The organism is Acinetobacter nosocomialis NIPH 2119, from assembly GCF_000368085.1.
Lineage (GTDB): Bacteria > Pseudomonadota > Gammaproteobacteria > Pseudomonadales > Moraxellaceae > Acinetobacter > Acinetobacter nosocomialis.
The window spans coordinates 1,738,189-1,750,463 of sequence record NZ_KB849239.1; the positions used below are offsets into that span (position 1 = coordinate 1,738,189).

A 12,275-nucleotide genomic window follows, 5' to 3' on the forward strand; every position below is an offset into this window, starting at 1 on the left:
TATTGGTTTTTAAATTTTTCGTGTTTGCCTATATTGAACGAGCAATTCCGGCGATTTACCGCGGGAACGATGGAACAATAATTGAACACACCCCTGATAAATCTTCGTAATCTACTTAAGAAGACGTAACTAAGGGTAATTTGCCATTTGTTTCAATTAATTCTTGCAACCCATCATGACTAGAAAACATATAGTGGTCAGATATTCTTGCAAGTAATGAAAGTTTCGCTGTTAGATCAGAGAGCCTTAACTTATATTTCAAGTTTTTTGATTTCATCTTGACCGAGGGCTAATTTCCTTTCCAGCAATAGCTCTATAAGTTCATCAAAATCATTACATTTACACATCACACCTAATTTTTTTAATACAGTATGAGTTCGCTTCAGTTCCCTTTTTTGAACTTCAGTATTTTCAATCTTTTGACTATTTATAAAAATATAGAGGTTAGAAAACATTTTTTTCACCACCTTAACTAATAATAGTTGTATACAAGTTAACCATTAAACAAAGAATAGCTAACTTTTATTCTTAAATTACATAGACTATTTTGCTTGATAAGAGAGTTTTAATCCTACTGTCATAGCATCATTACCAGAAAAGTCTCCAACAATATCTCCATTTTGTCGTGCAGCTTGTGCATCGCCAAGCCAAGTGTAACGGCCTCCTAGAGATAATGCCCACTGTTTAGTTAAATCATATTGAATTCCAAACCCAACTCCCCAAGCGCCTGCAACTGGTCCTAAAGCATTTGCGGGCTCACCTAACCCAGAATCCCAATTTACGGAAGATGATAAAACTACTTTCGGAAGAATTCGCTTTGCTACACCTAGCTGGGCCGATAACTGATCCTTATGCAGATTTAAAAGAGCTAAACCTTCAGGGTTCTTGATTGACTTAGTTTTATTCGCTAATGCAACGGGCTTGTACTCAAAAGCACTCCAATCTACCCATCTTAAATTTGCTAACAATAAAGTAGTTTTATTTAAGCCCATTTGAAAATCGAAATTGACTGACTGTGGTGTTGTAAATAGGGATTTATTTATAAAACTATTAGTACTAATTGCATTAAATGTTTCAATAGTATTAGCATTATGTTCAATTTCAGAACGATAAGTTAGGGAGGTTTTTAAACCTAATTCTGGTTTTTTGTATGAAATACCTGTTACCCACCCCCAAGCTCCATTAGTATGGGTTTCCCCATTATAATCAGCTACGTTTTTATAGATTTGCCCTCTTAGCTTTATAGAACCTTTTAATTCTTGATAGCTAGCTCCTCCATATAGCTGGAAGTTAGGATTCAGATTATATCCCAATAATCCTGTAATGCTTTGACTATGTAAGTATGCTTTTGTTCCTTCACTATGCCCATCTTGGTATTTGCTAACGAAATCACTATCCCCGGTATGTTCAGTATCACTCCCAAAAGGCTGATCGTATAATAAACCAATATTCCATTTATTATTAACTCGAGTCTTATATGAAGCCCGGAAGCCATCTATATTATTAGCGATATTAGGAACATTATTCGGATGCCCCCCATTGTTAAGCCCAGTATCCTTTCCTGAAATAGACGTTTTAGTATAACTATAAGATAAAGAAGCATAATCTCCATCTTGGAGAAAATCAGTTATTGGCTGTCCAGTTCTATCAAATGCGGCGGCAAATGTTATTAAAGGAAATGTGGCACTAGCCAATACCGATATCTGTACAATACTTTTAATTTCCATATTTTTAATTCCATTTTTTAAGATGAACGCTTTAGCGTCCATCTTTAGGGGAACAAGAGATAAAGGCTTCGACCTGATTCGGCATGAAATAAGTTGTTTTCGGATAATAAGGCCCAAGTACTTGAGCTACTTCTTTTTGATTTTTAATTCGCGAAATAGTAGTGTTGAAATCACTAGCTGCAAGCATATGTCTTAGATAAATAGCAGATACATCTTCATCAAATACCCCATCACCATCTTTAGCCATTGGTAACCAAGCAATACCACACTCGGGAATAGCATTTCTTGGCCGGTCTTCTGGACGGCTAATCACAACTGTATAATTACCATTTTTATCTAATGGTATTTCTTCATCATATAAACAATCATTTACACGAGTATTAGCAAAACTTTGATTTGAACAAATTGACCAATAACGTAATTGTCCAGATTTCATCACAGCATCATTATTAAATGTTTTTGGTGCGATCGGAGCTTTACCCCGCATTACATAAACCTTTCCAAATTTCCGATTTACAATCGTTCGAATATATTGATTATCTATATTATTATAAAAGCCTTCCATTTTACCGTCGCTATTTTCTCCAAAATCTCCAGTATATATACCTGAAATACTCTTTCTATCTTGTAAGATATACCATTGAGAAGGGTTTTGAGCAGGCCAAGTAATAGGTTTACCAGCTTGTTGCGCTAAATTCCTATACTCGATTGGAGTAATCCCTGTTGCTGAAGCCATATTTATTTGAAGTTTTTGCCCTGCATTTAATTTCGTGCAAGCTTCTTCTCCAATAAATTGCTGACCATTTGCTAAAGTTAGTTTAGGAATAGGCAAATTAGTACCTCCAGTGATATTTTTACCTTTATTTGGCACATATATTCTATAAACTAAGGTTTGTTGCCCTTCACCATAAGCTGGAGCATATAATACTTGCATTTTTCCTGCTTCATTAATTCTGCCAAAATTTATTTTTTCAGGGTTTTGTTTGTTTAATATTTCCAAAGAGTATTTTCTATTTTTAGCGTTCCGATTATTTCCTGTTATAAATGGATTAATTGAACCCTTCTCAGGCTGAATTAAATAATCAGTAGCATTATCTAGAGGCGCACCATTTTCATTATAACTTTGAATAGACATGTATCTTGAATAAGGAAAATCACCTACTAATTCAAGCTTAGCTCCCTTTGGCATACTAAAGCTTGCTGCCCAATAAAATGCATTTGTATCAGGGATCGCAATGTTAATATAAGGGTCTCCCCCAATAGGCCCTTTAGACCAAAAACAGGTTCTAGGCCCAGGAATACCAGCAGTAGTCACTTTAGTGGGTATAGTTGTAGAAGAATAAACCTCTGTTCCAGAATGGCTTAAAGATGGAGCTAAAACCATAAATCCTGAAATTATTAAGAAAATACTTTTTCTCTTCATTATAAAATCCTTTTTTGGTTTTGAGTTGGATAGCGAAAATGTGACTATACTTAGTTACTTTTATTCATATATTAATGATTAAAAAGGAAAAAACGTAATGGTTTTAAGCTATAGCACTTATAGCTAATTTGTATATCTTTTTCTCAGCTACAGCTATAAATTCTTTATTTTTTAGGTATCATGATGATTTACACAACTTACATAAAAAAGGAATTTTATGTTAAAACCTAGACATCTACATCAATTAGCAGTATTAACAGAATCTGGTTCTTTTAATCAGGCAGCTGAAATACTACATATCTCTCAACCCTCTTTAACAAATAGTATTAAAAAATTAGAAAATGATTTAGGTGTAATTTTATTTGAGCGAAATAGCAAAGGAGTAAAACCTACCATTTATACTAAACATATACTAAAAAAAGCTCCAAAAATCTTGGAAGATTTAAATAACCTTGAAAACGAGATCTTCTTACTTTCAAATGGTGAGATTGGGAAGATTAATATTGGGACAGGTTCAGTATTTATTCATAAACTTCTAAAAGATATTCTTCCAATCTTTTATAATCTATATCCAAATGTTAAAATTAATATTGAGACAAATCATGCGGCTAAGATTTTTGAAGGCGTTAAAAATGGAATTTATGATATAGGAATTTGTCATTCAATTTTTAATCAAGCAGAAGATAATATTGAAATATACCCCTTATCTAAAGATCCTATAAGATTTATAACTAGTATTGAACATCCTTTAGTTCTAAATAAAGATGCCAAAATATTTGATTATTTTGACTATCCTTTTGCCTTACCAAAATTAAGCTTTGATAATTTAATTTGGCTTAATGAAAACTTTTCTTATAGAAGAAAAATTAAAATACAACTTACTACAAATGACTATGACTTCTTAATACACATGGTAAAAAATACAAAAATGATAACAGCAGGACCTTTGCATATCTTTAAGAAATATATAGATAATAAAGAGCTATATTGCCATAATTATGAGAATGAGAAACTTTACTGGAATGCTGTAGCTATATACAAAACAATTTCAATGCATTCGAAATATTTAGAATTTCTTTTAGAAATGATTGAAAATTGGTTTAAAGTTAAATAAAAAAATTATTCTCTTCACCATAGAAGAGAATAATTTTTTATAAAAATCTTCAATCTTAAACTACTTTTTTGATAAAAGCTCAAGCATTGATATAGCAGAGATTTGTGTACCGATAGGTAATGCTTTTAAATCAACTATATAATTAGGGCTATGTTGAACATATGGCATTTCTTTCCCTTGTTTTAATGCATTACGGAAGATCTCAGGGTCAGCAACTCCAATAAATAAAAATGCGAATGGAACATCACTATGATATTTTCCTAATAATTCTTGCACATCTTCTGAGCCCATAACTGGTTTAATTTTAGTAATAACCTGATTTGCCCCTAATAGGGCTTTAAGAGGTTGATTTAAGCGCTCTGTTAGTTCTTTATCATTAATTGTTGGAGTGCTAGATCCTATTATTTGTACATCAGGAAGCTGTTCCCCCGATATACCTTGCATTTGCGCAGCTCCTTGACTAATTTTATTAATATTATCAAGAATTTTATCCCTTACTAAAGGGTCAAACCAACGGATATTCATTTTAACTAATGCTTTAGAAGGTATTACATTATTTGCATTTCCCGCTTGGACAGATCCTACAGATAAGCTAGCAGGCTGTTGAGGATCAATTTTATTAGTAATAATACTTTGATATTGTGTAATGGCATTGGCCGCCATATTAATTGGGTTGTTAGCTCTAAAAGGGGATGAACCGTGCCCACCTATACCTTTGAAAGCGATATTAACCTGATCTGTCCCAGCCATCAATGGTCCTGAAGCGTTAACTACTGATCCAACAGGTATAGGAGCTGTATGAACCGCGAAATAATAATCAGGCTTAGGTAATTTATAGTTTTCCCACAATCCATCAGCTAACATTGCTTTAGCTCCACCAAGTACCTCCTCTGCAGGCTGAGCAATTAAGATAATAGTTCCACTCCATTCTTTTTTTAAAGCAACCATCGTCTTTGCCATACCAAGCATCCATGTGACATGTGCATCATGACCACACATATGTGCAACTGATGTTTCAGTTCCATCTGATTGAATAGTTTTTACTTTAGAAGCATAAGGTAATCCCGTTTTCTCTTCCATTGGAAGAGCATCCATATCAGCACGATACATTACAATTGGGCCAACTCCATTTCTTAAAATAGCAGCTACGCCAGTTTGAGCAATTCCTGATTTAACTTCGAAACCTAAAGACTTGAGTTCTTTTGCAATAAGGCTGGATGTTCTTTTCTCCATAAATGCAAGCTCAGGATGCTGATGAATATCTTGATAAAGATTTGTTAACCAATTAGCTTGCCCATTAATAATACTGATCGCTTTATTTTCCGTAGAATTTAGTTGACCAACTGGTATAGAAGGCTGTCCAAAACAAAAACTACTTAATATAAGTGAAGAGTACCCAACAATATATTTAATACTCACCTTATCAAAAAACTTCATTTCTTACTTCCATATCTAATGTTATTTATTCCCTAAATTAATTAAAAATGATTTAAGATAAAAAAACTAATGGTTTTAATTTATATAAGTAATAGTTTTTTACTATACCTTTAAATTTTACAATAGAGTTATCGTTTCTTAATCATTATTTAATATATTCTTGTAAATATCTTATTTAAAAGAAGCTTAGAAGTTTGCTGAGCTACAATGAATACCTACCACACCTCTTCTAATATATTTATTCAGAGTATATAAGGAGCATCAATTCATTTTACTCTTTAACTCATCTATTAACTATTTAAACTGCACAGAAAAAATATTACAGCACTATCTCTGTTTGATTTTCCCCATCAATACTTAAAAAGTGAAGAATGGTGTCTCTCAATCATATGTAAAAAGAGTTTGGCATTATTGTAAGAAGCATTTATATTTAACAGTCTAAGTTGGTTATAGCTTTCCTTGGTAAGCCATGTTCCATAACGACTACGGTTTTTAAGTGTTTGAATAGTTTTTTAGTTTCAAAAAATAGCTTTAAAAAATAAGTAATATGATCTATGTTTTAAATAATTTTTAGATATTGAAAGCCCTCATAGGAGGGCTTTTTCACACTTAAACTATCACTTTAGAAACTCATTACTGTGGAATGATATTCACAGCATTAGGGCCTTTCTGTCCTTGAGTAATGTTAAAAGTTACACGTTGACCTTCATATAAAGTTTTAAAGCCAGAAGTAGCAATTTCTTTAAAATGGGCAAACACATCTGGACCAGAATCTTGCTGAATAAAACCAAAACCTTTAGTTTCATTAAACCACTTTACTGTACCAATAGCTGTATTAGACATAATATATCCTTTGATTTTTAATAATTTAAAGTCATGATTCATGACTAATTTAACTTTGAAAAAATATAACAAATTGAGCTTAAGATCTTAAAAAACGGAGGATTATGAATAAAACTGCGATACTAAAAGAGGATTTACTAATAAGTCTTTTTTCTAGTTAAGTTAACTATACCCTAAATAAACTTTTATTCAAGCAATTTATATAAATTATTTATTTTATTTATATAAAACAATAAGTATATTCGTAATGAGAGTCTTCTTATAACAACATGATTCGCTATCCAGCCATGGTAAAATGAACTAGTCAGCAGTTTTTCTCTTGACGATCAGGAAAAGTAATGAGCCTTCAGTATCGTTATTATTCTCCGTATATAGTTGAACCCGAAATTTGTAAAGACCCAATACATTCCATCAGAGGCAGTCGCCAACCGAATAACTTCATCCTTATCAGCTTTTAACTGTTTTTAAATTGCCCTTCTTAAAAATATTATTTTCAAAAAATATTTTTACTTATTTCATTTAATTAGTAATTTAAAAATCATTCTGTTAATTCTTGTATTTGGCCTAATTATACTTTCCTATCCAAATCAACAAGTAAGGTATTTATATGAAATATCATGTCGATATTCAGGCCTAATTAGGAACATTTATCCACATATTGTTCTTATAACTACCGTAATGTAATTTAATAAAAAGACTAATATAGGTTTTCCTAACTATTATTAAGAAGCTTAAAATGTCTGATTTCAAAGATTTTTCAAAAAAAGCTACAAACAATCAAAATGACTCAAATCAAAAACCTAATGAGGACGAAAATAAACAACCAAATTCAGCCCCTGAATCAGGAAACTCAACATCTAACAATGATAATGAAGCCCCCAAAAAGGATAATAATGAACAAAAATATTAAAATTTAATTGATATATAAAAAGTCCTACATTTAGTAGGACTTTTTATATATTTATTAGTAAAAATTATTTAAGAATTTTTTATTCTAATACACTAATTTATAAAAACTTATTTAAATATTTCTTCTTATTTTTAGAGACTTCTGTCTAAGACCTATTGGGAAATTTAGGTAAATATTTTAAATTAAAATCCGGATCAAAATGAGTTTTTATTAAAGCTATAAGTTCTTCATTTATATGTCGAATTAACTTTGTCTGTAAACGACTATCTTCAACCTCATCAATTAAGGAAATAATAATATTTCTTAACCATTCACATTCTAATTCTTTCTTGGCGTTTTCTTGAATCAGATGATCTAAAACTTTATCTCTTTCGAGCTGTGGATCATTCATAGAATCACACTCTCAATCTTCTATATCGTCTTTCATATTACATGATAAGATAGTTCCCCCCCTTAAAAATTGTGTATGTGAAAATTTCAAAAATAGAATTTCATAATTTTTTTGGTTATATTATATTTTATAAAAATTAACTACTTAAAAGCTTTGAGTATAGAATATTTAATATATAGCTGTAATACATATCATCTTTTAATTTATTTAAGAAAAATAAACCTTCTTTCATTTGATAAATATCTATATGCTGACGGCACTATTCCTCGAAAATGAACCAATGTATCAGCAAACTTTGCTACAGGAACTAAACTCAAGAATCGAATATTATTCTGATAGAACAGATTATCCCTTAAAAAGGCTTGTGATCGGCTATCGAGCTTATGCAAAATTAATGATGTGTTCTTCCTTTTCAGAAGAAGTCATCAACTCAGCAATTGACCCTAACAAACGTAGGTATAAAAAGTTGAAAATCAGAGTTACTAAAGATGATAATCAACTTGAACTTGAATGAGTAATATCAAAAGCTCTATTAAATTTAATAGGGCTTTTAACAAAAGTCTGCTACATCAAGTTAGACACACTTCACTCATAAATTTATCTAATTTCTTTTAGGAATATTAATTTAGCGATATTGTTCTTATTGACCATCTATTTATAGAAACAGTTTTAATGAAATATGCAAGCCATTTTGATTTTAATAACTTCCAACATATTAGAGGACCACACCCTCTTTAATAATAGTAAAAAAAATTGTAATTCAAAAGCTCTAGATTGAGATATTTATTTTCATATTTTACGTAGAACTTTTATTAGATGTTCTCATCTATATAAAAATAATCTCGAAGAATTTTTTCTATAAATTCTAGTACTGCTTCAAGGTCAGTTCCAGTTGGAACCTCCTGCCAAGAAAAACTGTTCTCGACAACTCTAGCCGCTGTCTCTGATTTGAAGGTCAGGCCTTTATAGTCAGCTACTACTGTTACGACTGGTCCATTATCACCAAATTCAAGCCAACCTTTCATAAGGGGAAGTAGTATTTTTTCAATATCGAATAATTTTTCTTTATTAATGAGGTAGTGATTAGCTACCAAAATTTTTGCAATATCAATTATTGCTTTATTAGCCATTCTTAAACCTTAAATATTTAATTTGAGACTAAAAACCGCCTCTTAGGGCGGTAGCTGAATTAAACCAGCCGATTATGAGAATAGTGGGTACCCAAAGTTTCTCTAATTATGAATATCTTTTCTGATTTTTAATAAAATCCTCTGATTTGAAATAGCTAATAATTAGATCGGCATGTTCCTCTTTTGGAGGAGCGGTAATTATAGGAGTTGATTCTTTCGCCATTTTGAATTCCGGAGGAATAAGTTGTGAAATAGGAGGAAATTTCGATTTTCCACCTTCTGTAATGCGTTCTATAAATCCAACCAACCAAAGGAGATACTCTCCTTCATTTGCAAATTTCGGCATAACACTCAAATCAATCTTAACTTTGCATTCACTTAATGGTTTAGTTAAGTGCTCATCAAAATCTATATAGTTAAATTTAAGTTTAAGTTCAGTACCCTTTATTGCTTTACGGATCTGACTAATTAAACAGTTCAGATTCTGAATGATGTCATCAGTGAACAAGCTATCTTTTTTAATATTCTTATAAACCTTTTCGGCTACTGCTAAATACTTTTGCATTACCCTACTCCTTACTACACTAATTATTATTAAGTTCTGATTTCTGAAAGTTTTATATAATTGATTATGATTAAAAAAATGTAAGAAAAAGAAACCCAATTGCAAAGCAATGTAAAAAGTTAAAGTCTTTTGAAAACCGCACCAAAAATATACCGAAAAAAATTATGGATTTGATAACTCATCCACAAAAAAAATGGATAAATCAACTAATTTTGAAATATTTTTTTTCATTTTAATACCACTTCCTTATTAAGCTTATTATTTGATTTTTTCTGTTAGTTTAAGAAACGTTTGCCTGAAAATAGTTTACATTTATTTCTCAGAATATTAACTAAAAATTATTGATTTTCAACAATTAAAAACCCGTTTCAAAAAAGAAACGGGTCATAAAAACAAAACTTACAGCGTGATATCTGCTATTAATTTTACAAAAATCTAAGATGTATTTGCAATATATCTTAGGCTTTATTCTTGGGTTAACTTAACAATAAGCTAATCTTTATTTACATGTTCCTAAATTTTCTTCCCTAACATTCTCCTACTAAGTAATAAATTTTATTAGCGATCATCACTCTCATGGTTGAGTTGTAATGACTAAGTTCAAATAACTCTTTTTCAAATAAGTTATAAACAAAGTTATTTCTTTCATCACTGTAATAAAATTTTGTACCTGTTACTCTGTCATTGTAACTGTGTTCAATTAATTTAAGTTTTTGTCTAGAGTCTGGATCGTATGCAATAAACTTCATTCTCATTTAAATTACTCACAAGTTAATATTAGGAATAGGACTAATTTTTAAGTAGACGTATTACCTATTCATTCTTTGCTTTCGAGTTAATACAAGCCTCTTGTAATGCATACATCGCAGCAGGTTCTAACAACGACGACATCATACTCCTAAAACGTAAACATTCAGTTGTGTCACGCTTTGATTTAGAACTATGTACAGCACACCCAGTCAAAATAAAAAAAAGAAAAGTTAAGGAAAGAAACTTCATGATCTCATCTTAGTAATTTAGATTTAAAAAAAATCCCGCTGTAATTTTATTAAGCGGGATTTTGTAAACTGTATTGAACAGCTGAGGATTATTTAGATTGATTAAAACCTACAATGAACTGACTACAATTCGAGGCTTCTGAAGCATTCTTTAAATTCTCAGGCGAGAAAGCAAATTTAGAAGCTACTGATGGGTAATCTTTCTTCATATTGGTTCCAGTTAACTCACCCAATGTCTTCACTTGCTCAACGGTAAGCAAGTTATTCTCAACAGCTTCATTCATCATTACACATGCAGTAGAAATAGCATCATATTTAGCAGCGGTTTTTGCATATCCAAACGCGCCAATGACTCCACCCACAATTAAACCGATAAGGACTGCTAAAATGATATGAGTTTTATTCATTTAAAATTTCCCACCACAATAAAAAGTAAATATATAAAATTAAGTTTATTAATATATAACTTATATGAATGAGTTGAAATTTTAGTTTTGTTTCCCTTTTTTATAAGTCTTTGTGTTTTTAAGTAATTTTCTCTTGCCAGTTTTTCTTTTATTAAAAAGTTTTTAAAATTTAATAAGTTAATTTAAAAATTTATATAATTTAAAAACTTCTACATAACATAATTTGGACTTAAAAATCCCTTCTGAGACATTGACAACACTGCCGCATAAAAGCTGAAGAAGAAATGAAAAATTATGAATGAACTAAATAAAGTTTTCTAAGATCACAAGAAATACTACAAACTATAAAGCTCTACCTAAAATTGATATTTAGAATATCATTTAGTAATACAATATCGATAGTTAACGAGAAATCTAATATTTATTATAGTCATTAAGTCTCAATGTATCGATTACCAACTTCAATGCAGGGGACTGCTGACGACGATGGGGATAATACAAATGATAACCTGGAAATTGGATACTATATGCTTCAAGTACTTTGATTAAACGACCACTTATAAGATCTTCCTCAATCATATCTTCAGGAATATAAGCGACTCCCAAACCTAGGCGAACTGCATCTACACTATGGTAGGATTCATTAAAGATCCATTGTCCATTTATTTTAATTTTTACTTCCAATCCTTCATGTTCAAATTCCCAGACGTATATTCCTCCTTGAGTTGTTAACCTAAAGCCAATACATGAGTGATTATATAAATCTTGGGGCGTTTGGGGCTTGCCATTTTTTTCAAAATATTCAGGCGTTGCCACTACAGCCATCTTCACATCTGGACCAATTCGGACCGCAATCATTCCTTCTGCAACTCGACTACCAAAACGGACACCTGCATCAAAACGTTCCGCCACAATATCAACCATACCGCTATTAGCAGTCAGTTCAATATTAATATCCGGATAAAGCTTGGTCAGCTTTTGTAATTTAGGTAGTAAGATTTGTCTTATTGCATGACTACTAGCATTAATTCTTACTGTCCCCGCAGGACTATCTCTCAATTTAGTTAGTAATGAAAGCTCATTATCAATATGATCAAAACTGGAACTAATTGTTTGACGTAATCGCTCTCCTGCTTCAGTAGGTGATACGCTACGAGTAGTTCGGGTGAGCAACAGCATCCCCAATCGCTCTTCGAGACCTCTGATAGTATGGCTTAAGGCTGACTGTGAAATACCCAATTTGCCCGCTGCTTTAGTAAAACTCCCCTCCCTTGTCACCATCAAGAAGGCATAAAGATCATTGTAATTTTCTTTTGTAATCACAATACAT

Annotated in this window: 14 protein-coding genes; 3 read left to right on the forward strand and 11 right to left on the reverse strand. The window is 31.4% G+C overall.

Annotated elements, in window-relative coordinates; all coding sequences use genetic code 11:
* Positions 1 to 251: 251 nt before the first annotated feature.
* From F984_RS12155 to F984_RS12165, 3 genes are all read right to left on the reverse strand, one after another.
* Positions 252 to 455: a hypothetical protein gene (locus F984_RS12155; protein ID WP_004709691.1), complete on the reverse strand. Its 204-nt coding sequence runs from the start codon at positions 453 to 455 to the stop codon at positions 252 to 254.
* Positions 456 to 542: 87 nt separating this feature from the next.
* A complete protein-coding gene (locus F984_RS12160) occupies positions 543 to 1,727 on the reverse strand; it encodes an OmpP1/FadL family transporter (protein ID WP_004709693.1) in 1,185 nt (394 codons plus the stop codon).
* A gap of 31 nt (positions 1,728 to 1,758) precedes the next feature.
* Complete coding sequence (locus F984_RS12165) at positions 1,759 to 3,150, reverse strand: hypothetical protein (RefSeq protein WP_004709695.1); 1,392 nt, start codon at positions 3,148 to 3,150, stop codon at positions 1,759 to 1,761.
* A gap of 217 nt (positions 3,151 to 3,367) precedes the next feature.
* Here F984_RS12165 and F984_RS12170 point away from each other — a divergent pair, with 217 nt between their 5' ends.
* Positions 3,368 to 4,264, forward strand: coding sequence for a LysR family transcriptional regulator (locus F984_RS12170; RefSeq protein ID WP_004709697.1), 897 nt, complete (start codon positions 3,368 to 3,370; stop codon positions 4,262 to 4,264).
* 60 nt (positions 4,265 to 4,324) lie between these two features.
* Here F984_RS12170 and F984_RS12175 read toward each other — a convergent pair whose 3' ends face one another.
* Complete coding sequence (locus F984_RS12175; protein ID WP_004709699.1) at positions 4,325 to 5,701, reverse strand: amidohydrolase; 1,377 nt, start codon at positions 5,699 to 5,701, stop codon at positions 4,325 to 4,327.
* Between the two features lie 633 nt (positions 5,702 to 6,334).
* On the reverse strand, positions 6,335 to 6,544 hold the full coding sequence (locus F984_RS12180; RefSeq protein ID WP_000072124.1) for a cold-shock protein: 210 nt from the start codon (positions 6,542 to 6,544) through the stop codon (positions 6,335 to 6,337).
* Positions 6,545 to 7,280: 736 nt separating this feature from the next.
* Here F984_RS12180 and F984_RS22895 point away from each other — a divergent pair.
* Positions 7,281 to 7,454, forward strand: a complete 174-nt coding sequence (locus F984_RS22895) for a hypothetical protein (RefSeq protein WP_004709701.1) — start codon at positions 7,281 to 7,283, stop codon at positions 7,452 to 7,454.
* A gap of 145 nt (positions 7,455 to 7,599) precedes the next feature.
* Here F984_RS22895 and F984_RS12185 read toward each other — a convergent pair whose 3' ends face one another.
* Positions 7,600 to 7,845, reverse strand: coding sequence for a hypothetical protein (locus tag F984_RS12185; protein WP_004709702.1), 246 nt, complete (start codon positions 7,843 to 7,845; stop codon positions 7,600 to 7,602).
* A gap of 280 nt (positions 7,846 to 8,125) precedes the next feature.
* Here F984_RS12185 and F984_RS22945 point away from each other — a divergent pair, with 280 nt between their 5' ends.
* Positions 8,126 to 8,359 (forward strand): hypothetical protein, encoded by a 234-nt coding sequence (locus tag F984_RS22945; protein WP_031944779.1) that lies wholly within the window; start codon positions 8,126 to 8,128, stop codon positions 8,357 to 8,359.
* 298 nt (positions 8,360 to 8,657) lie between these two features.
* On the opposite strand, the gene F984_RS12195 is transcribed toward F984_RS22945, so the two are convergent.
* From F984_RS12195 to F984_RS12215, 5 genes are all read right to left on the reverse strand, one after another.
* Positions 8,658 to 8,975: a hypothetical protein gene (locus tag F984_RS12195; protein WP_004709708.1), complete on the reverse strand. Its 318-nt coding sequence runs from the start codon at positions 8,973 to 8,975 to the stop codon at positions 8,658 to 8,660.
* A 106-nt stretch (positions 8,976 to 9,081) separates the two neighbouring features.
* Complete coding sequence (locus tag F984_RS12200) at positions 9,082 to 9,540, reverse strand: hypothetical protein (RefSeq protein WP_004709710.1); 459 nt, start codon at positions 9,538 to 9,540, stop codon at positions 9,082 to 9,084.
* Between the two features lie 527 nt (positions 9,541 to 10,067).
* Entirely contained in the window at positions 10,068 to 10,295 is a 228-nt protein-coding gene (locus F984_RS23040; RefSeq protein WP_004709712.1) for a hypothetical protein, read from the reverse strand.
* Between the two features lie 332 nt (positions 10,296 to 10,627).
* The gene (locus tag F984_RS12210; protein ID WP_004709714.1) at positions 10,628 to 10,945 is read right to left on the reverse strand and encodes a hypothetical protein; all 318 of its coding nucleotides are present in this window, start codon (positions 10,943 to 10,945) and stop codon (positions 10,628 to 10,630) included.
* 414 nt (positions 10,946 to 11,359) lie between these two features.
* Complete coding sequence (locus tag F984_RS12215) at positions 11,360 to 12,268, reverse strand: LysR family transcriptional regulator (protein WP_004709718.1); 909 nt, start codon at positions 12,266 to 12,268, stop codon at positions 11,360 to 11,362.
* Positions 12,269 to 12,275 lie beyond the last annotated feature (7 nt).